This is a genomic window from Klebsiella sp. 141203, assembly GCF_032601985.1.
Lineage (GTDB): Bacteria > Pseudomonadota > Gammaproteobacteria > Enterobacterales > Enterobacteriaceae > Klebsiella > Klebsiella aerogenes.
This window is the reverse complement of record NZ_JAQIRL010000004.1, coordinates 488508-512656: the sequence shown is the minus strand read 5'-3', so window position 1 is coordinate 512656 and position 24149 is coordinate 488508. Positions and strand designations below refer to the sequence as shown.

The 24149-nt window shown below is 51.5% G+C and carries 42 protein-coding genes; 6 read left to right on the top strand and 36 right to left on the bottom strand.

The window, feature by feature from the left end; all coding sequences use genetic code 11:
* Nucleotides 1-417: 417 nt before the first annotated feature.
* Nucleotides 418-972 (top strand): gamma carbonic anhydrase family protein, encoded by a 555-nt coding sequence (locus PGR29_RS18990; protein WP_087859647.1) that lies wholly within the window; start codon nucleotides 418-420, stop codon nucleotides 970-972.
* Here PGR29_RS18990 and PGR29_RS18985 read toward each other — a convergent pair.
* The 6 genes from PGR29_RS18985 to dprA are packed head-to-tail and all read right to left on the bottom strand — an operon-like array spanning nucleotide 948 to nucleotide 4739.
* A complete protein-coding gene (locus tag PGR29_RS18985) occupies nucleotides 948-1205 on the bottom strand; it encodes a DUF1488 domain-containing protein (protein WP_213317989.1) in 258 nt (85 codons plus the stop codon). The two genes, PGR29_RS18990 and PGR29_RS18985, sit on opposite strands and share 25 nt — an antisense overlap.
* Entirely contained in the window at nucleotides 1202-2020 is an 819-nt protein-coding gene (gene aroE, locus PGR29_RS18980; RefSeq protein ID WP_316425107.1) for a shikimate dehydrogenase, read from the bottom strand. The genes PGR29_RS18985 and aroE overlap by 4 nt, the downstream gene beginning before the upstream one ends.
* A gap of 3 nt (nucleotides 2021-2023) precedes the next feature.
* Nucleotides 2024-2596 carry an L-threonylcarbamoyladenylate synthase type 1 TsaC gene (gene tsaC / locus PGR29_RS18975; protein ID WP_063421676.1) on the bottom strand — a complete coding sequence of 191 codons (573 nt, stop codon included), beginning with the start codon at nucleotides 2594-2596 and terminating at the stop codon, nucleotides 2024-2026.
* The gene (locus tag PGR29_RS18970; protein ID WP_316425106.1) at nucleotides 2589-3143 is read right to left on the bottom strand and encodes a DNA topoisomerase family protein; all 555 of its coding nucleotides are present in this window, start codon (nucleotides 3141-3143) and stop codon (nucleotides 2589-2591) included. Before PGR29_RS18970 ends, tsaC begins: the two co-directional genes overlap by 8 nt.
* 26 nt (nucleotides 3144-3169) lie before the next feature.
* Nucleotides 3170-3643, bottom strand: coding sequence for a DUF494 family protein Smg (smg, locus tag PGR29_RS18965; protein ID WP_015369440.1), 474 nt, complete (start codon nucleotides 3641-3643; stop codon nucleotides 3170-3172).
* On the bottom strand, nucleotides 3615-4739 hold the full coding sequence (gene dprA / locus PGR29_RS18960; RefSeq protein ID WP_113375068.1) for a DNA-protecting protein DprA: 1125 nt from the start codon (nucleotides 4737-4739) through the stop codon (nucleotides 3615-3617). The genes smg and dprA overlap by 29 nt, the downstream gene beginning before the upstream one ends.
* A 128-nt stretch (nucleotides 4740-4867) precedes the next feature.
* On the opposite strand from dprA, the gene def reads away from it, so the two are divergent.
* The 5 genes from def to mscL all read left to right on the top strand — a co-directional run bounded on the left by def (nucleotide 4868) and on the right by mscL (nucleotide 9630).
* Nucleotides 4868-5377, top strand: coding sequence for a peptide deformylase (gene def, locus PGR29_RS18955; RefSeq protein ID WP_045397945.1), 510 nt, complete (start codon nucleotides 4868-4870; stop codon nucleotides 5375-5377).
* A gap of 14 nt (nucleotides 5378-5391) precedes the next feature.
* On the top strand, nucleotides 5392-6339 hold the full coding sequence (fmt, locus tag PGR29_RS18950; protein WP_113375067.1) for a methionyl-tRNA formyltransferase: 948 nt from the start codon (nucleotides 5392-5394) through the stop codon (nucleotides 6337-6339).
* 52 nt (nucleotides 6340-6391) lie between these two features.
* The gene (gene rsmB / locus PGR29_RS18945; RefSeq protein ID WP_087859641.1) at nucleotides 6392-7687 is read left to right on the top strand and encodes a 16S rRNA (cytosine(967)-C(5))-methyltransferase RsmB; all 1296 of its coding nucleotides are present in this window, start codon (nucleotides 6392-6394) and stop codon (nucleotides 7685-7687) included.
* A gap of 13 nt (nucleotides 7688-7700) precedes the next feature.
* Nucleotides 7701-9077, top strand: a complete 1377-nt coding sequence (trkA, locus tag PGR29_RS18940; protein ID WP_015369435.1) for a Trk system potassium transporter TrkA — start codon at nucleotides 7701-7703, stop codon at nucleotides 9075-9077.
* 142 nt (nucleotides 9078-9219) lie between these two features.
* A complete protein-coding gene (gene mscL, locus PGR29_RS18935; RefSeq protein WP_015369434.1) occupies nucleotides 9220-9630 on the top strand; it encodes a large-conductance mechanosensitive channel protein MscL in 411 nt (136 codons plus the stop codon).
* Here the strand turns inward: mscL and PGR29_RS18930 are convergent, their stop codons facing one another.
* The 30 genes from PGR29_RS18930 to rplC all read right to left on the bottom strand — a co-directional run bounded on the left by PGR29_RS18930 (nucleotide 9631) and on the right by rplC (nucleotide 24118).
* Nucleotides 9631-9846, bottom strand: a complete 216-nt coding sequence (locus tag PGR29_RS18930; RefSeq protein ID WP_015703639.1) for an alternative ribosome-rescue factor A — start codon at nucleotides 9844-9846, stop codon at nucleotides 9631-9633.
* A 57-nt stretch (nucleotides 9847-9903) separates the two neighbouring features.
* Nucleotides 9904-10329, bottom strand: a complete 426-nt coding sequence (gene zntR / locus PGR29_RS18925) for a Zn(2+)-responsive transcriptional regulator (protein WP_015369432.1) — start codon at nucleotides 10327-10329, stop codon at nucleotides 9904-9906.
* Between the two features lie 2 nt (nucleotides 10330-10331).
* Nucleotides 10332-10700, bottom strand: a complete 369-nt coding sequence (locus PGR29_RS18920; protein WP_316425105.1) for a DUF1992 domain-containing protein — start codon at nucleotides 10698-10700, stop codon at nucleotides 10332-10334.
* A gap of 108 nt (nucleotides 10701-10808) precedes the next feature.
* Nucleotides 10809-11195 carry a 50S ribosomal protein L17 gene (rplQ, locus tag PGR29_RS18915; RefSeq protein ID WP_004868344.1) on the bottom strand — a complete coding sequence of 129 codons (387 nt, stop codon included), beginning with the start codon at nucleotides 11193-11195 and terminating at the stop codon, nucleotides 10809-10811.
* Nucleotides 11196-11235: 40 nt separating this feature from the next.
* Nucleotides 11236-12225: a DNA-directed RNA polymerase subunit alpha gene (locus tag PGR29_RS18910; RefSeq protein WP_002438685.1), complete on the bottom strand. Its 990-nt coding sequence runs from the start codon at nucleotides 12223-12225 to the stop codon at nucleotides 11236-11238.
* Between the two features lie 25 nt (nucleotides 12226-12250).
* Nucleotides 12251-12871 carry a 30S ribosomal protein S4 gene (gene rpsD / locus PGR29_RS18905; RefSeq protein WP_002919224.1) on the bottom strand — a complete coding sequence of 207 codons (621 nt, stop codon included), beginning with the start codon at nucleotides 12869-12871 and terminating at the stop codon, nucleotides 12251-12253.
* 32 nt (nucleotides 12872-12903) lie between these two features.
* On the bottom strand, nucleotides 12904-13293 hold the full coding sequence (rpsK, locus tag PGR29_RS18900; protein WP_004388621.1) for a 30S ribosomal protein S11: 390 nt from the start codon (nucleotides 13291-13293) through the stop codon (nucleotides 12904-12906).
* 16 nt (nucleotides 13294-13309) lie between these two features.
* On the bottom strand, nucleotides 13310-13666 hold the full coding sequence (rpsM, locus tag PGR29_RS18895; protein ID WP_015369429.1) for a 30S ribosomal protein S13: 357 nt from the start codon (nucleotides 13664-13666) through the stop codon (nucleotides 13310-13312).
* 146 nt (nucleotides 13667-13812) lie between these two features.
* Entirely contained in the window at nucleotides 13813-13929 is a 117-nt protein-coding gene (gene rpmJ / locus PGR29_RS18890; protein ID WP_000868187.1) for a 50S ribosomal protein L36, read from the bottom strand.
* Nucleotides 13930-13960: 31 nt separating this feature from the next.
* Nucleotides 13961-15292, bottom strand: a complete 1332-nt coding sequence (gene secY / locus PGR29_RS18885) for a preprotein translocase subunit SecY (protein ID WP_015703640.1) — start codon at nucleotides 15290-15292, stop codon at nucleotides 13961-13963.
* Nucleotides 15293-15299: 7 nt separating this feature from the next.
* A complete protein-coding gene (rplO, locus tag PGR29_RS18880; protein ID WP_015369426.1) occupies nucleotides 15300-15734 on the bottom strand; it encodes a 50S ribosomal protein L15 in 435 nt (144 codons plus the stop codon).
* A gap of 3 nt (nucleotides 15735-15737) precedes the next feature.
* Nucleotides 15738-15917, bottom strand: coding sequence for a 50S ribosomal protein L30 (gene rpmD / locus PGR29_RS18875; RefSeq protein WP_001140434.1), 180 nt, complete (start codon nucleotides 15915-15917; stop codon nucleotides 15738-15740).
* A gap of 3 nt (nucleotides 15918-15920) precedes the next feature.
* Complete coding sequence (gene rpsE, locus PGR29_RS18870; protein WP_015703641.1) at nucleotides 15921-16424, bottom strand: 30S ribosomal protein S5; 504 nt, start codon at nucleotides 16422-16424, stop codon at nucleotides 15921-15923.
* Nucleotides 16425-16438: 14 nt separating this feature from the next.
* Nucleotides 16439-16792 carry a 50S ribosomal protein L18 gene (gene rplR / locus PGR29_RS18865; RefSeq protein WP_006817270.1) on the bottom strand — a complete coding sequence of 118 codons (354 nt, stop codon included), beginning with the start codon at nucleotides 16790-16792 and terminating at the stop codon, nucleotides 16439-16441.
* 9 nt (nucleotides 16793-16801) lie between these two features.
* Nucleotides 16802-17335 (bottom strand): 50S ribosomal protein L6, encoded by a 534-nt coding sequence (gene rplF / locus PGR29_RS18860; protein ID WP_008807049.1) that lies wholly within the window; start codon nucleotides 17333-17335, stop codon nucleotides 16802-16804.
* Nucleotides 17336-17347: 12 nt separating this feature from the next.
* Nucleotides 17348-17740 (bottom strand): 30S ribosomal protein S8, encoded by a 393-nt coding sequence (gene rpsH, locus PGR29_RS18855; protein WP_008807048.1) that lies wholly within the window; start codon nucleotides 17738-17740, stop codon nucleotides 17348-17350.
* 33 nt (nucleotides 17741-17773) lie between these two features.
* Nucleotides 17774-18079: a 30S ribosomal protein S14 gene (gene rpsN, locus PGR29_RS18850; RefSeq protein WP_002919667.1), complete on the bottom strand. Its 306-nt coding sequence runs from the start codon at nucleotides 18077-18079 to the stop codon at nucleotides 17774-17776.
* Between the two features lie 14 nt (nucleotides 18080-18093).
* Nucleotides 18094-18633: a 50S ribosomal protein L5 gene (gene rplE, locus PGR29_RS18845; RefSeq protein WP_003031123.1), complete on the bottom strand. Its 540-nt coding sequence runs from the start codon at nucleotides 18631-18633 to the stop codon at nucleotides 18094-18096.
* Nucleotides 18634-18647: 14 nt separating this feature from the next.
* Nucleotides 18648-18962, bottom strand: a complete 315-nt coding sequence (gene rplX / locus PGR29_RS18840; protein WP_015369424.1) for a 50S ribosomal protein L24 — start codon at nucleotides 18960-18962, stop codon at nucleotides 18648-18650.
* Between the two features lie 10 nt (nucleotides 18963-18972).
* Complete coding sequence (rplN, locus tag PGR29_RS18835; protein ID WP_000613954.1) at nucleotides 18973-19344, bottom strand: 50S ribosomal protein L14; 372 nt, start codon at nucleotides 19342-19344, stop codon at nucleotides 18973-18975.
* Nucleotides 19345-19508: 164 nt separating this feature from the next.
* On the bottom strand, nucleotides 19509-19763 hold the full coding sequence (gene rpsQ / locus PGR29_RS18830; protein WP_002438707.1) for a 30S ribosomal protein S17: 255 nt from the start codon (nucleotides 19761-19763) through the stop codon (nucleotides 19509-19511).
* Nucleotides 19763-19954 (bottom strand): 50S ribosomal protein L29, encoded by a 192-nt coding sequence (rpmC, locus tag PGR29_RS18825; protein ID WP_002919754.1) that lies wholly within the window; start codon nucleotides 19952-19954, stop codon nucleotides 19763-19765. Before rpmC ends, rpsQ begins: the two co-directional genes overlap by 1 nt.
* A complete protein-coding gene (gene rplP / locus PGR29_RS18820; protein ID WP_002919759.1) occupies nucleotides 19954-20364 on the bottom strand; it encodes a 50S ribosomal protein L16 in 411 nt (136 codons plus the stop codon). Before rplP ends, rpmC begins: the two co-directional genes overlap by 1 nt.
* Before the next feature lie 12 nt (nucleotides 20365-20376).
* Nucleotides 20377-21075 carry a 30S ribosomal protein S3 gene (gene rpsC / locus PGR29_RS18815; protein ID WP_002919766.1) on the bottom strand — a complete coding sequence of 233 codons (699 nt, stop codon included), beginning with the start codon at nucleotides 21073-21075 and terminating at the stop codon, nucleotides 20377-20379.
* 17 nt (nucleotides 21076-21092) lie between these two features.
* Nucleotides 21093-21425: a 50S ribosomal protein L22 gene (gene rplV / locus PGR29_RS18810; RefSeq protein ID WP_002919773.1), complete on the bottom strand. Its 333-nt coding sequence runs from the start codon at nucleotides 21423-21425 to the stop codon at nucleotides 21093-21095.
* A 14-nt stretch (nucleotides 21426-21439) separates the two neighbouring features.
* Complete coding sequence (gene rpsS / locus PGR29_RS18805; protein ID WP_001138115.1) at nucleotides 21440-21718, bottom strand: 30S ribosomal protein S19; 279 nt, start codon at nucleotides 21716-21718, stop codon at nucleotides 21440-21442.
* A 16-nt stretch (nucleotides 21719-21734) separates the two neighbouring features.
* Nucleotides 21735-22556, bottom strand: coding sequence for a 50S ribosomal protein L2 (gene rplB / locus PGR29_RS18800; protein WP_015369423.1), 822 nt, complete (start codon nucleotides 22554-22556; stop codon nucleotides 21735-21737).
* 17 nt (nucleotides 22557-22573) lie between these two features.
* A complete protein-coding gene (gene rplW, locus PGR29_RS18795; protein WP_000617546.1) occupies nucleotides 22574-22876 on the bottom strand; it encodes a 50S ribosomal protein L23 in 303 nt (100 codons plus the stop codon).
* Complete coding sequence (gene rplD, locus PGR29_RS18790; RefSeq protein WP_000424395.1) at nucleotides 22873-23478, bottom strand: 50S ribosomal protein L4; 606 nt, start codon at nucleotides 23476-23478, stop codon at nucleotides 22873-22875. Before rplD ends, rplW begins: the two co-directional genes overlap by 4 nt.
* Before the next feature lie 10 nt (nucleotides 23479-23488).
* Nucleotides 23489-24118, bottom strand: a complete 630-nt coding sequence (gene rplC, locus PGR29_RS18785; RefSeq protein WP_003031117.1) for a 50S ribosomal protein L3 — start codon at nucleotides 24116-24118, stop codon at nucleotides 23489-23491.
* Nucleotides 24119-24149 lie beyond the last annotated feature (31 nt).

Sequence of the window (24149 nt, the reverse complement as noted above, 5' to 3'; positions counted from 1 at the left end):
GACTTGGTATTCATTTATTGTCCGAAGACATTAAGAATCCATGTCACTTTGAGTGCCCACACAGATTGTCTGATAAATTGTTAAAGAGCAGTTGCGACGCGCTTTAGCGCTCTGTCGCGAGGTGGCGTATATTACGCTTTCCTCTTTCAGAGTCAACCCTGAATTTCAGAATTTTTCTCTTCAACCTAACCGGCTGTTTGTGTGAAGTGATTCACATCTGCCGTGTCAGTGGGTGCGCATTATAGGGATCCCATTTTTTTGCACAAGCCTTTTTTCGATCTTTTTTTCTGAATGATGGTTTTTCGCGCTTTTCGCGCTGTTATTGCTCAAATAGCTCAATTTTTATCAGAAAAAGGGGTTGCGGGAGCGCCAGAAAGCTTCCAAAGTCTGGTTATCTACCCTGATATTGAGGCAGCCATGTCCAGTTATTTACGTCCTTATAAAGAATTATTCCCTCAAATCGGTCTGCGGGTGATGGTGGATCCCAGCAGCGTTGTGATAGGCGACGTCAGAATTGCCGATGATGTAAGCATTTGGCCGTTGGTCGCCATCCGCGGCGACGTGAACTATGTATCGATCGGCGCACGTTCGAATATTCAGGACGGCAGCGTCCTACATGTTACCCACAAGTCTTCTTATAACCCTGAGGGTAATCCCCTGCTCATCGGCGAGGATGTTACCGTCGGGCATAAGGTCATGCTGCACGGCTGCACTATCGGCAATCGCATTCTTGTCGGAATGGGGTCAATTCTGCTGGATGGCGTGGTGGTAGAGGATGACGTGATGATCGGCGCCGGCAGCCTGGTTCCGCAAAACAAGCGTCTGGAAAGCGGATATCTCTACTTTGGCAATCCGGTAAAACAAATCCGCCCCCTGACGGAGGCGGAATATGCAGGCCTGAAGTATTCAGCCAACAACTATGTGAAATGGAAAGACGACTACCTGGATCAGGAAAACCAAATCCAACCCTGATGGTCTTCTTGCCGATCGCGAATCAGCGCTTCCGCTTCATCTTCCAGATCCCAGCGATGTTCACTAAAGAGAGCCAGCCACTGCGCTGGCTCATCGCCACCAAACCGTTGCTGCAGTGTCTTACCGCGAATCGCGCAAGTTAACTGCATCCCATTGACCAGCGCGGGGAAAACGATGCATTGCCGTTCGGCGTCCCACTCTTCTCTATCGGGAAATTGGATCGCCTGGTTCACGCATTCAGTTCCTGATGTAAAACAGCAATCACCGGGGCAATCTTCGGTAGTCTACCGTGCCACAACAGAACGGCATGGGCGGCCTGAGCCACCAGCATTCCTAATCCATCAGCCAGTTTTTTAGCGCCATACTGTTGGCACCAATGCAGAAATGGCGTATTTCCTTTCTGATAAAACATGTCATAACAGTAAACGTCGGCATGAATCAACGAAGATGGTATTGCCGGGATATCGCCGCTGATACCGCTGGACGTCGCGTTAATAATGAGGTCGAACTGATGGCCTTCCAGTTTATCCAGCGATAACGCGCTCACGCTGCCGGTATGAGCAAATAACGTTGCCAGTTCATGAGCGCGGGAAAAAGTACGGTTAACAATAGTGACCGCGCAATCTAAAGAGAGCAGCGGTAATAATACGCCGCGTGATGCGCCGCCTGCGCCAATCAATAAAATCCTCATACCAGGTTTGATAAAGCCCAGGCGCTCTAAATCGCTTAATAACCCTATGCCATCCGTATTGTCGCCAAGCAAACGGCCATCTTCCAGGCGCTTCAACGTATTGACAGCGCCAGCCAGCGCGGCGCGTTCAGTGAGTTCATCGGCGCGGGCAAATGCTTCTTCTTTAAAGGGAACGGTCACATTAGCGCCCTTACCGCCTGCGTTGAAGAAAGCGTCCAGAGTATTCACAAAATCATCTAATGGCGCCAGTACCCGACCATAGGGGTGCGCAATATCTAACTGTTTGGCAAACAGCTGATGAATAGAAGGCGACTTGCTATGGGCTATAGGGTTACCAAAAACGGCATAAGTTTCCATAAATTACCCCTGGCGGAACTGTTCACCCGTCAGGGCATCACGGATTTCAGATGGGTTTTGCCGCCCGCCCGTTGCGCCATCCACCACCGGAAAACTATCGCCAAACTGGGCGCGTACTTCAGCAGTGGTCCGACACGGCGGCTGCCCGGTTAAGTTGGCGCTCGTCGAGACCAGTGGTTTTCCGTAGGCTTCGCATAATTCAATCACCAGCGGATGATTAGTAACGCGCACGGCCAGCGAATCGAAGCGCCCCGTCAGCCAGCGTGGGGTATCCGGGCGCGCCGGGAACACGAACGTCACCGGGCCGGGCCAACAGGAAAAGATCGCTTCACGCTGCGCGTCGCTTAACCGGGAATCATCAATATACGGTTGCAACTGTTCAAAGCTGGCGGCGATAAGAATTAATCCCTTTTCAACAGGACGCTGTTTTAACGCCAGAAGGCGCATCACGGCCGTTTCGCTATCCGGATCGCAACCGACGCCGAATACCGCTTCGGTTGGATAGGCGATGACATGTTCATTATTCAGTACCGCCACAGCCTGTGCGACGGTTTCTGAGGGCAGGTTTTTATTCACTTATTTGTTCCGCCAGGATCGGCTTTCCACATTGTTTACTGGCGCAAAAGCGTTTAACGCCTTGTGCCGTTTTCTTTTCTATTAATAGCGGGTAATGGCATTCAGGGCATTCGCCCGCCACCGGTTTAAAATTAATTACGAACTGGCAATCAGGATAGCGATCGCAGGAATGAAAGGTTTTACCAAAACGGGAGCGACGCTGCACCAGATGACCCTGTCCGCATTGCGGACACGCGATAGCGGTCTCATCAGGTTTATCAATCAGCTCGGTATGTTCGCATTCGGGATAGCGACTGCAGCCGATGAACATACCAAAACGCCCCTGGCGTAACACCATGACAGCGCCGCAAGATGGGCACTCTTGCCCCTCCAGCACCTTGACGATATGTCCATCCGCCTGGCTTTTCAGGGGACGGACATAGTCACAGTCCGGATAGTGAGAACAGCCGAGAAACGGGCCATGTTTCCCGGAACGAATCACCAGTTCGGCCCCGCACTGCGGGCAGGGCTCGTTTTTACGCACCGAAAACAGTGCTGATTTGGTCATAACAACTCGATGTTGCTGCAATAAGATTAATGCAGCATACCTTCATTTACTTCGAAGAGTAATTCTTCCATTTGCTGATAGGCGTTTTCACAGCCTGGAATATTAAACAGAACCATCAGGATCACCCATTTCAGGTCTTCCAGTTCAAACTCTGCCGTATCCAGCGCCAGTACGCGCTCTATCACCATTTCTCGCGTTTCGAGGTTCAACACCTGGATCTGCTCGAGGAAGAGTAAAAATCCTCGACAGCTGGCATCCAGACGCTGGCACTCTTCATCGGTGTATACCCGAAGAGAGAGCGGGTCGGAGGCGAGCTGCATGGGTTCAACGAGACCTTCCTGATAATCAGCCAGTTTCTCGAGCCACATTAACGCGTTATAGATATCTTCCCGCTCAAAACCTGCATCGGTCAGATCCCGCGTCAGTTTGTCCTGATCCACGCGCATTTCTGCTTCGTTATGGATATAAGTCTCAAACAAATACATGAGTACGTCGAACATGGCTTGCCCTCCTTAATCGGACATAGCCGCCGGGTACAGCTGCGATCCAGCCTGCTAACTCCAGTTCAAGTAGCTGGGCTACGGTTACTGGCACAGATTGGCCGGCACGTTCAGCGACAACGTCAACAGGTGTTACCTCATCTCCTACGTTAGCCAGGAGCTCTGGAAATGGCAATGCTACAGGAGGCCGATCTGCGTAATTATTTAGCAAATCAGCGGTATCCTTCCTCGCTGACAGCTCGTATTGCCAATGTTCAAGGATCTCTTCCGGCGCGGTAACGGGAACCGCGCCCTGCTTTATCAGCCAGTGCGGCCCTTCAGAGCCAGGATTGCCAATGGGTCCTGGCAGGGCAAAAACGTCTCTACCCTGCTCCAACGCGCAGCGAACAGTTACCAGGGAACCGCTTTTCAAGGCGGCCTCAATGACCAGTACACCTGCGCTTAAGCCGCTGATAATCCGGTTGCGGCGCGGAAAATTACCCGGTAGAGGTGGCGCTGAGAGAGGAAATTCGGAAAGTAGCGCGCCGCCGCTTTCTACGATCTGCTTTGCCAAAGCCCGATGCCGGTGCGGGTAGACATCAGAGAGACCGTTACCTAATACGGCGATGGTTTTTCCCGTTGCCGCTAACGCCCCGCGATGGGCGATGCCATCAATGCCCATCGCCAGACCACTGGTAATGGTCAATCCATACTGCGCCAGCGCTTCACTGAAGGATTTTCCCCATTGCGCGCCGTACCACGAGTGCGCGCGGCTTCCGATGATAGCCAACTGTCGGCTACACAGGAGATCGACGTTACCGCAGACCAGCAGCGCGCCGGGATAATCATCGATAGCGCGTAGCTGCGGCGGATAGCGTGCATGATCAGCCGAAATCAGATGATGTTCTGGTTGCGCTAACCATTGCAGTGAGGCGTCAATCTCCTGTTGTTTAAAGGCAAGAAACTGTATTGCCTGTGCTTTAGTTAAACCGGCTTCACGCAACGTTTCATTATCCGAATGACCTGCGCCAGCCAGCCGTCGCGCAATCAGTACCATTTCATCGCCATACAGGTTATTCACCCGCATCAGGCGCAACCAAATATCCGTGGGCGTCATCCGTTCCCCCTGCCATTAGCGGCTCAGCCAATCCTTGTGATTGGTTAGCGAGACTGTCAATTAGAGGGGGTTTTGTCTAGAATAGAGGTAATAATCTTATCAACTACTGAATACGACTCTGGATCTTTATGGCAGTTTTGCAAGTGTTACATATTCCGGACGAGCGCCTTCGCAAAGTCGCCGAGCCGGTCAAAGAAGTGAATGCAGAAATTCAGCGTATCGTCGATGATATGTTCGACACGATGTATGCTGAAGAAGGTATCGGTCTGGCCGCCACGCAGGTGGATATTCACCAGCGTATTATCGTTATTGATGTCTCGGAAAACCGTGAAGAGCGCCTGGTGCTCATCAACCCAGAGCTACTCGAAAAAGACGGTGAAACCGGTATTGAAGAAGGTTGTTTGTCGATTCCGGAACAACGTGCGCTGGTTCCACGTGCCGAAACCGTAAAAATCCGCGCGTTGGACCGTGAAGGCAACGCTTTCGAACTGGAAGCTGATGGCTTGTTGGCTATCTGTATCCAGCATGAAATGGATCACCTGGTCGGTAAGCTGTTCATTGACTATCTGTCGCCGCTCAAACAGCAGCGCATTCGTCAGAAAGTTGAAAAACTGGATCGTTTACGCGCCCGTGCCTGATAACAAGGATTAACGTGTCACAAACACTACGTATCATTTTCGCCGGAACCCCCGACTTTGCAGCGCGTCACCTTGACGCGCTGTTGTCGTCTGAACATCAGGTGGTTGGCGTATTTACTCAGCCCGACCGCCCTGCTGGTCGCGGCAAAAAATTGATGCCGAGCCCGGTAAAAGTGCTGGCTGAAGCCAATAATCTACCGGTCTTCCAGCCATCCTCCCTACGTCCGCAGGAAAATCAGCAGTTGGTTGCCGACCTTAACGCCGATGTTATGGTCGTCGTGGCTTACGGACTGATCCTGCCGAAAGCGGTTCTTGAAATGCCGCGTTTGGGCTGCATTAACGTTCACGGCTCCCTGCTTCCTCGCTGGCGTGGCGCAGCGCCGATTCAGCGTTCGCTATGGGCTGGCGATGCCGAAACCGGTGTCACCATCATGCAGATGGACGTCGGTCTTGATACCGGCGACATGCTGTATAAGCTCTCCTGCCCGATTACCGCGGAAGATACCAGCGGCAGCCTGTACGATAAGCTGGCCGACCTTGGACCTGAGGGTCTACTGGCGACTTTAGCGCAGCTGGCAGAGGGTAGCGCAGAGCCTGAAGTTCAGGACGAATCGCTTGTCAGCTACGCCGAGAAGCTGAGTAAAGAAGAGGCCCGTATTGATTGGTCGCTTTCCGCAGAACAGCTCGAACGCTGTATCCGCGCATTTAATCCCTGGCCGATGAGCTGGCTGGAGATCGATGAGCAACCGGTGAAGGTGTGGCGTGCATCCGTTATTACAGAATCCGCCAACGCAGAGCCAGGCACGATCGTCGCAGCAAGCAAACAGGGGATCCAGGTCGCCACCGGCAACGGGATTCTGAATCTGGAATCGCTGCAGCCGGCAGGGAAAAAAGCGATGAGTGCCCAGGATTTACTGAACTCTCGCCGGGAATGGTTTATCCCCGGAAACCGTCTTGCCTGACGCACTTCTCTTCTAAAGCCCGGGTTCGCCGGGCATTTTTATTTTTGCGCTTATGAAAAAGAATATTAATTTACGCAGCCTGGCAGCCCAGGCCATTGAGCAGGTCGTTGAGAAAGGCCAGTCTTTAAGCAATGTTCTGCCGCCACTGCAGCAAAAAGTGAGCGAGAAAGACAAAGCGCTGCTGCAAGAACTGTGCTTTGGCGTCTTGCGAACCTTAAGCCAACTCGAGTGGTTGATCGGTAAGCTGATGGCCCGCCCGATGACAGGCAAACAGCGTACCGTACATTTCCTGATCATGGTCGGTCTGTATCAGCTGCTCTATACCCGTATTCCCCCGCACGCCGCGCTAGCGGAAACGGTGGAAGGCGCGGTGGCAATTAAGCGTCCGCAGCTTAAAGGGCTTATTAATGGCGTATTACGCCAGTTCCAGCGCCAGCAGGAAGAGCTGCTGGCCGAATTCGCCCAGCACGAGAACCGTTATCTCCATCCTAAATGGCTGCTTAAACGTCTGCAGCAGGCCTGGCCGCAACAATGGCAGGATATTGTGTCAGCCAATAATCTACGTCCGCCAATGTGGCTGCGCGTGAATCGCAATCATCATTCGCGAGATGAATGGCTCGCACTGCTGGAAGACGCTGGTTTACAGGGTTTCACTCACCCGGACTATCCGGATGCCGTCCGTCTTGCGACCCCAGCCCCGGTCCATGCATTACCAGGATTTGATAAAGGCTGGGTAACCGTTCAGGACGCCTCAGCCCAGGGCTGCATGCGCTACTTGCAACCGGCAAACGGCGAGCGCATTCTCGATCTCTGCGCGGCGCCGGGCGGCAAGACGACGCATATTCTGGAAGTCGCGCCGCAGGCGAATTTGATGGCGGTCGACATCGACCAACAGCGCCTGTCCCGTGTCTATGACAACCTGAAACGTCTGGGCATGAAAGCAGAAGTGAAACAGGGCGATGGCCGCTATCCTGAACAGTGGTGCGGCGATGAGCAGTTCGACCGTATTTTGCTTGATGCGCCATGTTCAGCTACTGGCGTTATTCGTCGCCATCCGGATATTAAATGGCTGCGCCGGGATCGCGATATCGCCGAGCTGGCGCAATTACAGGCAGAAATTCTCGATGCCACCTGGGCTCATTTGAAACCGGGCGGTACGCTGGTCTATGCGACATGCTCTATTTTGCCGGAAGAGAACAGCCAACAAATCGCCGCTTTCCTGACCCGTACCAGAGATGCCGAACTCCATGAGACGGGAACGCCGGAAAACCCGGGTCAGCAAAATCTGCCAGGGGCGGAAGAAGGCGATGGCTTCTTTTACGCTAAGCTAATCAAAAAGCGGAATTAATGGGTCACTGCTGATGAAGATTATTATTCTTGGCGCCGGACAGGTAGGCGGCACGCTGGCGGAAAATCTCGTTGGCGAAAACAACGATATTACCCTGGTCGATACCAACGGTGACCGTCTGCGCGGTCTGCAGGATAAGTTCGATCTCCGCGTCGTTCAGGGCCACGGTTCGCATCCGCGCGTGCTGCGCGAAGCCGGCGCCGATGATGCCGATATGCTGGTCGCCGTGACAAGCTCAGATGAAACTAACATGGTGGCCTGTCAGGTTGCCTATTCGCTGTTTAATACGCCGAATCGTATCGCCCGAATTCGTTCGCCGGACTACGTTCGCGATGCCGATAAACTTTTCCATTCAGAAGCGGTACCGATTGACCATCTGATCGCCCCGGAGCAGTTAGTCATCGATAACATCTACCGCCTGATCGAATATCCAGGCGCACTGCAGGTAGTGAACTTCGCCGAAGGAAAAGTGAGCCTGGCCGTTGTGAAGGCTTATTACGGTGGGCCACTGGTCGGTAATGCGCTCTCCACGATGCGCGAACATATGCCGCACATCGACACCCGCGTTGCGGCAATTTTCCGCCACGACCGACCGATTCGCCCACAGGGATCAACCATCGTAGAAGCTGGCGACGAAGTCTTCTTTATCGCCGCATCGCAACATATTCGCGCCGTAATGAGCGAACTCCAACGTCTGGAGAAACCCTACAAACGAATTATGCTGGTCGGCGGCGGCAACATCGGCGCGGGTCTCGCGCACCGCCTGGAGAAAGACTACAGCGTGAAGTTGATCGAGCGCGATCAACAGCGCGCGGCTGAACTTGCCGAAAAGCTGCAGAACACGATCGTCTTTTATGGCGATGCGTCGGATCAAGAGTTACTGGCGGAAGAACATATCGATCAAGTCGATCTCTTTATTGCCGTCACCAACGATGACGAAGCCAATATCATGTCGGCAATGCTGGCCAAGCGGATGGGCGCGAAGAAGGTCATGGTGCTGATCCAGCGTCGCGCGTATGTCGATCTGGTTCAGGGAAGCGTGATTGATATTGCTATATCTCCGCAGCAAGCCACGATTTCTGCATTGCTGAGCCACGTACGTAAAGCTGATATTGTCGGTGTTTCGTCACTACGCCGCGGCGTTGCCGAAGCCATTGAGGCCGTCGCGCATGGCGATGAAAGCACCTCGCGGGTAGTTGGCCGTTCAATTGATGAAATTAAGCTGCCGCCGGGAACGATTATTGGAGCGGTGGTACGCGGTAATGACGTAATGATCGCCAATAATAATTTACGTATTGAGCAAGGCGACCACGTAATTATGTTCCTGACCGACAAGAAATTTATCTCCGACGTTGAGAGACTATTCCAGCCAAGTCCGTTCTTCCTGTAATTCCAATGGGCGTCGCTCAGACGCCTTTTTATTATCCCTTATTTATCAATGGATAATATTTTCCGGCAATTATTCAACAGCAATGGAAAATGGAAATACATTTGATAAACTTATCAATGTCAGCTGGCTCAAGGAGAGTAAAATGGGTATGTTAAAAGAATTCCGCGAATTCGCGATGCGCGGGAATGTTGTCGATTTGGCAGTGGGTGTCATCATTGGTGCGGCGTTCGGTAAAATTGTATCGTCTTTAGTGGCCGATATTATTATGCCTCCGCTGGGTTTGCTCATTGGCGGTATCGATTTTAAACAGTTCGCCGTTACGCTACGCGATGCGCAGGGAGATGTCCCGGCCGTTGTCATGCATTATGGTGTGTTTATTCAGAACGTCTTTGATTTCATCATTGTTGCCTTCGCGATTTTCATGGCAATCAAACTGATGAATAAACTGAACCGTAAGAAAGAAGAAGCGCCTGCCGCTCCGGCGCCGAGCAAAGAAGAAGTACTACTGAGTGAAATTCGCGATCTGTTAAAAGAACAAAACAACCGTTCTTAATCAGCACACAGAAAGCAGAAGGCCAGTGGTAAAAAAGCGATTCGCTTGCTTGCCACTGGCCTCCCGATCATTCCGCCCCGCATGTTTATCTTTACGTTGATAGCTTCCCTTCCCTTTCTTATTTTTCTCAACCCGCTGTCTGAATAATGGGTCATGCAGTAATGCCTCAATCGCATTATCTTTAATTTGCCCTTTGGTATGCTGATAGCGACTCATAGTAACTCCAGTCAATGTATGAATTCGGCGCGAGTGTAGATCCGCGCACGGAAAAAATCAACGCCCGGCATGGCTACCGCTGGCGCCTTGCTCTAAAGCTTCGAGAATCGAGCAGTAAACGCTACTGTGCGCCGTGCCGCAACAGGCATCATTCAGACGCTGCAGAGAACGCCGCATCGTTTCCAGTTCTTTGATACGCGCTTCGACTTCACTTAGCCGGGCCTGGACGATCCCTTTAGACTCCTGGCAAGTATGATGTTCGGGATCGATACGGATCGATAATAATTCGCGGATCGATTCGAGGGTGAAACCTAATTGCCGGGCATAGCGGATAAAACGCAGGCGCTGCAGATCGTTATCCGAATAGAGGCGAAAACCGCCTTCAGTGCGAATATCGTGATCCATCATTTGCTGCTTTTCATAATAGCGGATGGTATCCGGGGTGACATCAGCCAGTTTGGCCAGTTCGCCAATCCGATACATAGCTACTCCTCGTTAATTTTGTGCCACAGTCTGTCGGCATAATCACCGCGTAGAAAATCGGTATTCATACCCGCCTGACGTAATTTCAGTTCAAACAGAGTCAAGCGACGGTTTAACTCGGTATACCGTGGGTCATCATGCTCTACGGTCTTGAGTAAGTCGCTCAACGCCATGGCATCTCTACGTAACTCAAGCTCCGGTGGTAAGCAGCCGGCGTTTTTTAATAAACGATAGCCGGCGCGCAGCTCCGTAGGCACGTGTGAATCATCATCCAGCGCCAGCGGTTCGCCGCTGCCCGTCAGATTATCAAACTCGCCTTTAGACTGTGCGTCGAGGATGTGGCGTTCCGCCCACTGGTCCAGTAACCACATTATACGGCTCCCAGGGATGAACAAAAAGAGTACAGATAGTGTAGTGAAGTGGGATTGCGGTAGATATAAAAAAACCCGCCGGGGCGGGTTTTTTTACGTTACTACAGATTACTCTGCAGCAGCTTCTGCTTTCAGCTCAGCACGATCAACCAGCTCGATGTATGCCATCGGCGCGTTGTCGCCTGCACGGAAGCCACACTTCAGAATGCGAGTGTAACCACCGGCGCGGCTCGCGAAACGCGGGCCCAGCTCGTTAAACAGTTTTGCCACGATCTCGTTATCACGAGTGCGGGCGAATGCCAGACGACGATTAGCAACGCTATCAGTCTTGGCAAGAGTAATCAGCGGCTCAACTACGCGACGCAGTTCTTTCGCTTTCGGCAGGGTCGTCTTGATGATCTCATGACGAACCAGCGAACCTGCCATGTTACGGAACATAGCCTGGCGATGGCTGCTGTTGCGGTTCAGTTGACGACCACTCTTACGATGGCGCATGACCTTATCCTTCTCAGTAAAACCTTAACCTGTGATCCGGTTACTCGTCAGCAATGCTTGCCGGCGGCCAGTTTTCCAGGCGCATGCCCAGAGACAGACCACGTGAAGCCAGCACGTCTTTAATCTCGGTAAGAGATTTTTTACCCAGGTTCGGCGTTTTCAGCAACTCAACCTCGGTACGCTGTACCAGATCACCGATATAGTGGATAGCTTCTGCCTTGAGGCAGTTAGCAGAGCGGACAGTCAATTCCAGATCGTCAACAGGGCGCAGCAGGATCGGATCGAACTCTGGTTTCTCTTCTTTCACTTCCGGCTGACGTACATCACGTAAGTCAACGAAAGCTTCCAGTTGTTCAGCCAGAATGGTTGCCGCACGACGAATCGCCTCTTCAGGATCGATTGTGCCGTTGGTTTCCATCTCGATGACCAGCTTGTCCAGGTCGGTACGCTGCTCAACACGCGCGGCTTCAACATTGTAGGCAATACGCTCTACAGGGCTGTAGCAGGCGTCGACCAGCAGACGGCCGATTGGGCGCTCATCTTCTTCCGAATGAATTCGGGCAGAAGCCGGCACATAACCGCGACCGCGCTGAACTTTGATGCGCATGCTAATAGATGCGTTCTCATCGGTCAGGTGGCAGATCACGTGCTGCGGCTTGACGATTTCGACATCACCGTCGTGGGTAATGTCGGCTGCAGTCACAGGGCCAATGCCAGATTTATTCAAAGTAAGGATGACTTCATCTTTACCCTGAACTCTCACCGCCAGCCCTTTCAGGTTGAGCAGGATTTCAAGGATGTCTTCCTGAACGCCTTCTTTGGTGCTGTACTCGTGCAGTACACCATCAATCTCAACCTCGGTCACCGCGCAACCCGGCATCGATGAGAGCAGAATACGGCGCAGTGCGTTACCCAGAGTATGGCCGAAGCCACGCTCTAAAGGCTCAAGGGTCACCTTGGCGTGCGTCGAACTCACTTGCTCGATATCGACCAGGCGCGGTTTTAGAAACTCTGTCACAGAACCCTGCATTGTGTCCTCTCTTTGGTACTAAGCTTTACTTGGAGTAAAGCTCGACGATCAGGTGTTCGTTAATGTCCGCAGACAGATCAGAACGCTCTGGCTGACGCTTGAACGTACCTTCCATCTTGCCAGCATCAACTTCCAGCCAGGTTGGCTTTTCACGCTGCTCAGCCAGCTCCAGAGCGGCTTTCACGCGAGATTGCTTTTTCGCTTTCTCACGGATGCTAACAACGTCATTCGCTTTTACCTGATAAGAAGCGATGTTAACAACACGACCGTTTACCATGATAGCCTTGTGGCTAACCAGCTGGCGTGCTTCAGCACGAGTGGCGCCGAAGCCCATACGGTATACAACGTTGTCCAGACGACCTTCCAGCAGAGCCAACAGGTTTTCACCGGTGTTGCCTTTCAGACGTGCTGCTTCTTTATAGTAGTTACGGAACTGACGCTCCAGCACACCGTACATACGGCGAACTTTTTGCTTTTCACGCAACTGCACACCATAGTCAGACAGACGCGGCTTACGCGCACCGTGCTGGCCAGGAGCTTGTTCAATTTTACACTTGGTATCGATCGCGCGAACGCCAGACTTAAGGAATAAGTCAGTGCCCTCACGACGGCTCAGCTTGAGCTTAGGACCCAAATATCTTGCCATTTTCTTTCTCCAACAATCCTAGAAACGAGGCGTTATACGCGACGTTTTTTCGGCGGACGACAACCGTTATGAGGGATCGGAGTCACATCAGTAATATTAGTGATGCGGAAACCAGCGGCGTTCAGTGCACGAATAGTAGATTCGCGACCTGGACCCGGACCTTTAACCATAACTTCCAGATTCTTGATGCCGTATTCTTTTACGGCTTCTGCGCAACGCTCTGCTGCAACCTGAGCTGCAAACGGAGTGGATTTGCGAGAACCACGGAAACCGGAACCACCGGCTGTTGCCCAACCCAGCGCGTTACCCTGACGATCGGTAATGGTAACGATGGTGTTGTTAAAAGAAGCATGGATATGAGCCACGCCATCAGAGACTTGTTTTCTTACACGCTTACGTGCACGAACTGGTGCCTTTGCCATTATTCAATCACCCCGATTATTTCTTGATCGGTTTACGCGGACCCTTACGGGTACGTGCGTTGGTCTTAGTACGCTGACCGCGAACCGGAAGACCACGACGATGGCGTAAACCACGGTAGCAACCAAGGTCCATCAGACGCTTGATGCTCAGGGTGATTTCACGGCGCAGATCACCTTCAACGACAAATTTACCTACTGCTTCACGCAGAGAATCAATCTGTTCTTCAGACAGCTCACTGATCTTAACATTTTCAGCGATACCCGTTTCAGCGCAGATGGCTTTAGAGCGGGTCTTGCCGATACCAAAAATTGCGGTTAAAGCAATTACGGTATGTTTCTGATCAGGAATGTTAATGCCTGCTATACGGGCCACTATGCACTCCTACTATTTAATATGTACGTACCATGCTGAAAAGCCCGTTTTCAGGATACTCAAATGGAAACGTACAGACATACAAAAGATTGGCTGGCTAATCTAGCCAGCTCAACCCAACTTTGCAAGAAAAATATGCGAATAAATCAGCCTTGGCGCTGTTTATGCTTTGGCTCGGCACTGCAAATCACACGGATGACACCATCACGCTTAACGATTTTGCAGTTACGGCATAATTTCTTGACGGAAGCACGAACTTTCATTTTTACTCTCCGTAACTTCTCGGGCGACCAGTTAGCGGCCATAGCCTTTCAGGTTCGCCTTCTTCAATGCAGACTCATACTGACTAGACATCATCAGAGTTTGCACTTGAGCCATAAAGTCCATAATCACGACGACAACAATAAGCAGCGAGGTTCCACCGAAGTAGAACGGCACTTTCATTGCATCACGCATGAACTCCGGGATCAGGCAGATAAAAGTGATATACAACGCACCGACCAGAGTCAGGCGGGTCATTACTTTATCGATATACTTCGCCGTTTGTTCTCCCGGACGAATTCCTGGTACAAATGCACCGGACTTCTTCAGGTTATCTGCTGTTTCACGCGGGTTGAAAACCAACGCCGTGTAGAAGAAACAGAAGAAGATGATTGCAGACGCATAGAGTAACACATAAAGCGGTTGCCCAGGCTGCAAATACAGCGAAATTGTTGTCAGCCAGTTCCAACCAGTACCGCCCCCGAACCATGACGTGATGGTCGCCGGGAACAGAATAATACTGGAAGCGAAGATTGCCGGGATTACCCCCGCCATATTCACTTTCAGCGGTAAATGTGTGCTCTGTGCAGCATAGACACGACGACCCTGTTGACGCTTAGCGTAGTTTACCACAATGCGGCGTTGACCACGTTCAACGAATACAACGAAGAAGGTCACTGCAAATACTAATACTGCAACCAACAGCAACAGGAGGAAGTGCAGGTCGCCTTGACGCGCTTGCTCGATAGTATGGGCGATGGCCGGCGGGAGTCCCGCAACGATCCCGGCGAAGATCAGGATCGAGATACCGTTTCCGATACCGCGTTCGGTGATCTGTTCGCCGAGCCACATCAGGAACATAGTCCCTGTGACCAGACTAACAACAGCGGTGAAATAGAATGCAAAGCCCGGATTAATCACCAGGCCCTGCATACCAGGCATATTCGGCAGACCGGTAGCAATACCGATCGACTGGAATATAGCCAACACCAGAGTACCGTAGCGGGTGTACTGGCTGATCTTACGACGACCAGACTCCCCTTCTTTCTTCAGTTCTGCCAGCGGTTGATAAACAACGGTCAGCAGCTGGACAATGATCGACGCCGAAATATACGGCATGATCCCCAGAGCAAAGATAGAAGCACGGCTGAGAGCACCACCAGAGAACATGTTAAACATTTCAATGATGGTGCCTCGCTGTTGCTCAAGCAGTTTGGCAAGTACAGTGGCATCAATACCAGGGATCGGAATAAAAGAGCCAATACGGAACACAATCAGCGCACCGATAACAAACAAAAGTCTGCGTTTCAGTTCGCCAATTCCACCTTTGGCACTTTGAAAATCTAATCCCGGTTGTTTAGCCATCTGCTACTTATTCCTCAATTTTACCGCCAGCAGCTTCGATAGCAGCACGAGCGCCTTTAGTCACGCGCAGGCCACGAACAGTTACCGGACGAGTTACCTCACCAGACAGGATCACTTTCGCGAACTCGATCTGGATACCGATAATGTTAGCCGCTTTCAGCGTGTTCAGGTCTACCACATCGCCTTCTACGTGAGCCAGATCAGACAGACGAACTTCTGCAGTGATCATTGCTTTACGAGAAGTGAAGCCGAATTTCGGCAGACGACGGTACAGTGGCATCTGACCACCCTCGAAACCGCGACGTACGCCACCGCCAGAACGAGAGTTCTGACCTTTGTGACCACGACCACCGGTTTTACCGAGGCCAGAACCGATACCACGACCCAGGCGTTTACCCGCCTTTTTGGAGCCTTCGGCCGGAGACAGAGTATTTAAACGCATCTCTTACTCCTCAACTTTAACCATGAAGGAAACCGCGTTGACCATACCACGAACAGCAGGAGTATCCTCGCGCTCTACGGTGTGACCAATACGACGCAGACCCAGGCCAAGCAGCGTTGCCTTGTGTTTCGGCAAACGACCGATTGCACTGCGGGTTTGAGTAATTTTAATAGTCTTTGCCATGGTTTATTTCCCCAGAATTTCTTCAACGGATTTACCACGCTTGGCAGCGACCATATCTGGAGACTTCATATTTTCCAGGCCATCAATAGTTGCACGAACCACGTTGATCGGGTTGGTGGAACCATATGCTTTAGCCAGAACGTTACGAACCCCAGCGACTTCCAGAACGGCGCGCATTGCACCACCGGCGATGATACCGGTACCTTCGGAAGCCGGCTGCATGAATACACGAGAACCCGTGTGAGTACCCTTAACCGGGTGCTGCAGGGTGCCAGTATTCAGCGCGACGTTAATCATATTGCGACGGGCTTTTTCCATCGCTTTCTGGATCGCTGCTGGAACTTCACGCGCTTTACCGTAACCAAAACCTACGCGACCGTTACCGTCACCAACTACAGTCAGAGCTGTGAAGGAGAAAATACGACCACCTTTAACGGTTTTAGATACGCGGTTTACCGCGATCAGCTTTTCCTGCAGTTCGCCAGCTTGTTTTTCGATGTGAGCCATCTTACACCTCTACCTTAGAACTGAAGGCCAGCTTCACGGGCAGCATCTGCCAGTGCCTGGACACGACCATGATATTGGAACCCGGAACGGTCAAAGGAAACATCTTTGATGCCTTTTTCCAGAGCGCGTTCAGCAACAGCTTTACCCACAGCTGCGGCCGCGTCTTTGTTACCGGTGTACTTCAGTTGTTCAGAGATAGCTTTTTCTACAGTAGAAGCAGCTACCAGAACTTCAGAACCATTCGGAGCAATTACCTGTGCGTAAATATGACGCGGGGTACGATGTACCACCAGGCGAGTTGCACCCAGCTCCTGGAGCTTGCGGCGTGCGCGGGTCGCACGACGGATACGAGCAGATTTCTTATCCATAGTGTTACCTTACTTCTTCTTAGCCTCTTTGGTACGCACGACTTCGTCGGCGTAACGAACACCCTTGCCTTTGTAAGGCTCAGGACGACGGTAGGCGCGCAGATCTGCTGCAACCTGACCGATCACCTGCTTATCAGCGCCTTTCAGCACGATTTCAGTTTGAGTCGGGCATTCTGCAGTGATACCGGCCGGCAGCTTATGTTCAACAGGATGAGAGAAACCTAAAGCCAGGTTTACTACATCCCCTTTAACCGCTGCACGATAGCCTACACCAACCAGCTGAAGCTTTTTAGTGAAGCCTTCGGTAACACCGATAACCATTGAGTTCAGCAGGGCACGCGCGGTACCAGCCTGAGCCCATCCGTCTACGTAACCATCACGCGGACCGAAGGTCAGAGCATTATCTGCATGTTTAACTTCAACAGCATCGTTGAGAGTACGAGTCAGCTCGCCATTTTTACCTTTGATCGTAATAACCTGACCGTTGACTTTAACGTCAACGCCGGCAGGAACAACGACCGGTGCTTTAGCAACACGAGACATTTTTTCCTCCGATTAGGCTACGTAGCAGATAATTTCGCCACCAAGACCAGCTTGGCGCGCTGCACGATCAGTCATAACACCTTTAGAGGTAGAAACAACTGCGATACCCAGACCCGCCATAACTTTCGGCAGCTCATCTTTACGTTTGTAGATGCGCAGACCTGGGCGGCTGACACGCTGAATGCTTTCTACAACAGCTTTACCCTGGAAATACTTAAGAGTCAGTTCCAGTTCCGGCTTGATGTCGCCTTCAACTTTAAAATCTTCAATAAAGCCTTCTTCCTTCAGCACGTTGGCAATTGCCACTTTCAGCTTGGAGGAAGGCATGGTGACCGCAGCTTTATTCGCGGCCTGACCGTTACGGATACGGGTCAGCATATCCGCGATCGGATCTTGCATGCTCATCTGTCTTTACTCCCGTGATTCAATTGGTGACAATTACCAGCTAGCCTTTTTCAGACCCGGGATTTCACCGCGCATAGCGGCTTCACGGACCTTGATACGGCTCAACCCGAACTTCCGCAGGAAACCATGCGGACGACCTGTTTGACGGCAGCGATTACGCTGACGAGACGGGCTGGAATCACGCGGCAGAGTCTGCAGCTTGAGAACAGCGTTCCAACGATCTTCGTCGGTTGCGTTCACATCAGAGATGATAGCTTTCAGTTCAGCGCGTTTAGCGAAGAATTTATCAGCTAAAGCCACGCGCTTTACTTCGCGTGCTTTCATTGATTGCTTAGCCATTAAGTAACCCTACCTTACTTGCGGAACGGGAAGTCAAAGGCAGCCAGCAGAGCGCGGCCTTCTTCATCAGATTTCGCAGTAGTGGTAATGGTAATATCCAAACCACGAACGCGGTCGACTTTATCGTAGTCGATTTCTGGGAAGATGATCTGCTCACGGACACCCATGCTGTAGTTACCACGACCGTCGAAAGACTTAGCGGACAAGCCACGGAAGTCACGGATACGCGGTACAGCAATAGTGATCAGGCGCTCAAAGAACTCCCACATGCGCTCGCCGCGCAGAGTTACTTTACAGCCGATCGGATAGCCCTGACGGATTTTGAAGCCTGCAACTGATTTGCGTGCTTTGGTGATCAGCGGTTTTTGACCGGAGATTGCTGTCAGGTCAGCTGCTGCGTTATCCAGCAGTTTCTTGTCAGCGATCGCTTCACCAACACCCATGTTCAGGGTGATCTTCTCGACCCGAGGGACTTGCATGACAGAATTGTAGTTAAACTCAGTCATGAGTTTAGCGACTACTTCGTCTTTGTAGTAATCATGCAGTTTCGCCATCGTACTACTCCAAATTACTTGATAGTTTCGCTATTAGATTTGAAGAAACGGACTTTTTTGCCGTCTTCGAATCTAAAGCCTACACGGTCAGCCTTGCCGGTTGCCGCGTTGAAGATAGCAAGGTTAGAGACTTGAATAGCTGCTTCTTTCTCTACGATGCCGCCTGGTTGGTTCAGGGCCGGAACCGGCTTCTGATGTTTCTTAACCAGGTTGATACCTTCAACAATGACCTTGCCGGAAGACAGGACATTTTTAACTTTACCGCGTTTACCTTTATCTTTACCGGTTAACACGATAACTTCGTCATCACGACGGATTTTCGCTGCCATGATTCGCTCCTTAGAGTACTTCTGGTGCCAGAGAGATAATTTTCATGAACTTCTCGTTACGAAGTTCACGAGTTACCGGCCCAAAAATACGCGTACCGATAGGTTGCTCGCTGTTATTGTTTAAAATAACGCATGCATTACCATCGAAGCGAATGACAGAACCGTCCGGGCGACGAACACCCTTCTTGGTGCGCACCACTACCGCCTTCAGCACATCACCTTTTTTGACCTTACCACGCGGAATTGCTTCTTTGATGGTGATCTTGATGATGTCGCCTACGCCTGCGTAGCGACGGTGCGAGCCACCCAGAACCTTGATACACATTACGCGACGTGCACCGGAGTTGTCGGCGACGTTCAGCATAGTCTGTTCTTGGATCATTTTAGTGCTCCGCTAATGTCAACTACTACTGTGACCCAAAAGCTGGGTCGTTAAAAAGCCCCATATCGAGGGCGCGGCATTATAACACCGCTTCTGCAATATGGGTAGAAAAAATAAACGGCCCATCGCTGAGCCGTTTATTCGTATTGAGAATGCGTACTCTATTACAGAACCGCTTTCTCTACAACGCGAACCAGCGTCCAGGACTTAGTCTTGGACAGTGGACGGCATTCACGGATTTCAACCTTGTCGCCGATACCACATTCGTTGTTCTCGTCATGTACGTGCAGTTTGGTCGTACGTTTGATGAATTTACCGTAGATCGGGTGTTTCACAAAACGTTCGATAGCAACAACAATGGATTTCTCCATTTTGTCGCTAACTACGCGACCTTGCAGAGTACGGATTTTATCGGTCATTACGCACCCGCCTTCTGAGTCAGTAAAGTCTTAACGCGTGCAACATCACGACGCACTTGCTTCAGCAGATGAGTCTGTTGCAGCTGGCCACTTGCAGCCTGCATACGCAGGTTGAACTGCTCACGCAGCAGGTTCAGCAGCTCAGCGTTCAGCTCTTCAACGCTTTTTTCACGCAGCTCTTTTGCTTTCATTACATCACCGTCTTAGTTACAAAGGTGGTTTTGATCGGCAGTTTCGCTGCTGCCAGGCCGAATGCTTCACGGGCCAGCTCTTCCGGTACGCCGTCCATTTCATAAAGGACTTTACCCGGCTGAATCAAGGCAACCCAGTACTCCACGTTACCTTTACCTTTACCCATACGAACTTCCAGCGGCTTCTCGGTGATCGGTTTGTCCGGGAATACACGGATCCAGATCTTACCTTGACGCTTAACTGCACGGGTCATAGCACGACGTGCTGCTTCGATCTGACGTGCAGTCAGACGACCACGGCCAACAGCTTTCAGACCGAAAGTGCCGAAGCTAACATCCGTACCCTGCGCCAGACCACGGTTGCGGCCTTTGTGCACTTTACGGAATTTTGTACGCTTTGGTTGTAACATCAGCGACGCTCCTTATTTACGGCCTTTACGCTGCTGCTTTTTAGGTTGAGCAGCCGGTTCCGGTTGTTCAACAGCAGCCATACCACCCAGGATCTCACCTTTGAAGATCCATACCTTAACGCCGATTACACCGTAAGTGGTGTGCGCTTCAGAGGTGTTGTAGTCGATGTCAGCACGCAGAGTGTGCAGCGGTACGCGACCTTCACGGTACCATTCGGTACGTGCGATTTCCGCGCCGCCCAGACGGCCGCTAACTTCAACTTTGATACCTTTAGCGCCCAGACGCATTGCGTTCTGTACAGCACGCTTCATAGCACGACGGAACATAACGCGACGTTCCAGCTGAGAAGTGATGCTGTCAGCAACCAATTTAGCGTCCAGTTCAGGCTTACGAACTTCGGCAATATTGATCTGTGCAGGAACGCCAGCGATATCCGCTACGACCTTGCGCAGTTTTTCTACGTCTTCGCCTTTCTTACCGATAACGATACCCGGGCGAGCAGTGTGAATGGTCACACGGATGCTCTTAGCCGGACGCTCGATAACGATGCGAGATACAGACGCTTTAGCCAGCTCTTTAGTTAAGAACTGACGTACTTTAAAATCGCTGTCCAGGTTGTCAGCGAATTCTTTGGTGTTCGCGAACCAGGTAGAGTTCCATGGTTTGACAATACCCAGGCGAATACCATTAGGATGTACTTTCTGACCCATTGCTAGTCTCCAGAGTCTCAGCGATCGGACACAACCACAGTGATGTGGCTGGTGCGCTTCAGGATGCGATCTGCACGACCTTTAGCACGCGGCATAATGCGCTTCATGCTCGGGCCTTCGTCTACGAAAATTTTCGCAACTTTCAGATCATCAATGTCAGCGCCATCGTTGTGTTCAGCGTTAGCAATGGCAGATTCCAGTACCTTCTTGACCAGTACAGCAGCTTTTTTGTTGGTGTAGGTCAGAATATCCAGGGCCTGCGACACTTTCTTACCGCGAATCAGGTCAGCTACAAGGCGAACCTTCTGAGCAGAAGAACGAGCATGGCGATGTTGAGCTAAAGTTTCCATCTCTTCCTCCTACCTTATTTCTTCTTCGCTTTTTTATCAGCAGCGTGGCCGCGATAAGTACGAGTCGGTGCGAATTCACCCAGTTTGTGACCAACCATTTCGTCGGAAACAAAGACTGGAACGTGCTGACGACCATTATGGACAGCGATGGTCAAACCGATCATGTTAGGAAAGATCGTTGAACGACGGGACCAAGTGCGCAGGGGCTTCTTGTCTCCGCTTTCCACCGCTTTCTCTACCTTCTTCAGCAAGTGCAGGTCAATAAAAGGACCTTTCTTGAGAGAACGTGGCATGGCTTATCCTCTAAAATTATTTGCTACGGCGACGTACGATGAATTTATCAGTACGCTTGTTGCTGCGGGTCTTCTTACCTTTGGTCTGCAGGCCCCACGGGGATACCGGGTGCTTACCAAAGTTACGACCTTCACCACCACCATGTGGGTGATCGACTGGGTTCATCGCAGTACCGCGAACGGTAGGACGAACACCACGCCAGCGTGCAGCACCTGCTTTACCCAGAACGCGCAGCATATGCTCAGCATTGCCAACTTCGCCCAGAGTAGCGCGGCAGTCTGCTTCGACTTTACGCATTTCACCAGAACGCAGACGCAGGGTGACATAAGCACCGTCACGAGCAACGATCTGAACGTAAGTACCAGCGGAACGAGCCAGCTGACCGCCTTTACCTGGTTTCATTTCTACGTTATGAACGGTAGAACCAACCGGGATATTGCGCATCGGCAGGGTGTTGCCTGCTTTGATTGCAGCATCAACGCCAGACTGAATCTGGTCGCCAGCTTTCAGGCCTTTCGGGGCCAGAATGTAACGGCGCTCACCGTCTTTGTACAGAACCAGCGCGATGTTCGCGGAACGGTTCGGATCGTACTCAAGACGTTCAACAACTGCCGGGATACCATCTTTGTTGCGTTTGAAGTCAACAATACGGTAAGCCTGCTTGTGACCACCACCGATATGACGAGTGGTGATACGGCCATTGTTGTTACGACCGCCGGATTTGCTGTTTTTTTCAACCAGCGGAGCAAAAGGTTTGCCCTTGTGCAGCTCTGGGTTGACCACTTTAACAACGTGGCGACGACCCGGAGATGTCGGTTTACATTTAACAACTGCCATTGTATTACTCCTCCGACTTACTCAGCGCCGCCGACGAAGTCCAGATTCTGGCCTTCCTTCAGGGTGACGTAAGCTTTTTTCCAGTCGCTACGACGACCGATACGCTGTCCGTGACGTTTAACTTTCCCTTTAACTACCAGGGTGTTAACGACTTCGACTTCGACTTCAAACAGTTTCTGCACAGCAGCTTTGATTTCTGCTTTGGTCGCGTCTTTAGCAACTTTGAGAACGATGGTGTTGGTTTTTTCCATCGCAGTAGACGCTTTTTCAGAAACGTGCGGTGCGCGCAGCACCTTCAGCAGACGTTCTTCACGAATCATGCCAGCATCTCCTCAACTTGCTTAACAGCATCAGCAGTCATTACGACTTTGTCGAAGGCGATCAGGCTAACCGGGTCGATACCAGTCGCATCGCGTACGTCAACCTTGTGCAGGTTACGTGCGGCCAGGAACAGGTTCTCGTCCAGCTCACCGGTGATGATCAGCACATCTTCCAGAGCCATGTCTTTCAGTTTCTGAGCCAGCAGCTTAGTTTTAGGCGCTTCTACAGAGAACTTCTCGACAACGATCAGACGATCCTGACGTACCAGTTCGGACAGAATGCTTTTCAGCGCGCCGCGGTACATCTTCTTGTTAACTTTTTGACTGTGGTCCTGCGGACGAGCAGCGAAGGTTACGCCACCGGAACGCCAGATCGGGCTCTTGATAGAACCTGAACGCGCACGGCCGGTACCTTTCTGGCGCCATGGCTTTTTGCCTGAACCAGTTACTTCAGCACGAGTCTTCTGAGCACGAGTACCCTGACGCGCACCAGCTGCATAAGCAACAACAACCTGGTGAACCAGCGCTTCGTTGAAATCACGACCGAAGGTAGTTTCGGAAACAGTCAGCGCGCTCTGCGCGTCTTTCAATACTAATTCCATTGCTATCCCCTTACGCCTTCACAGCTGGTTTAACGATCAGGTCGCAGCCGGTTGCACCCGGAACACCACCTTTAACCAGCAGCAGGTTGCGCTCAGCGTCAACACGTACTACGTCCAGGCTCTGAACAGTAACGCGTTCGTTGCCCAGCTGACCTGCCATTTTCTTGCCTTTGAACACTTTGCCCGGAGTCTGGTTCTGACCGATAGAACCCGGAACGCGGTGAGACAAGGAGTTACCGTGGGTAGCGTCCTGGGTACGGAAGTTCCAGCGCTTAACGGTACCAGCGAAACCTTTACCTTTAGAGGTACCGGTTACGTCAACTTTTTTAACGTCAGCAAACAGTTCAACGCTAATGTTCTGACCAACGGTGTATTCTTCACCATCTGCCAGACGGAACTCCCACAGGCCGCGGCCAGCTTCTACGCCAGCTTTAGCAAAGTGACCAGCTTCCGGCTTAGTTACACGGTTAGCTTTTTTAGCACCAGTGGTAACCTGAACAGCGCGATAGCCATCGTTAGCCAGATCTTTAACCTGAGTAACGCGGTTTGCTTCAACTTCGATAACGGTTACTGGGATAGAGACGCCATCTTCAGTGAAGATGCGGGTCATACCCACTTTTTTACCGACTAAACCAATCATTGTATCAACCTCTCAATCGCTCGATGACCTG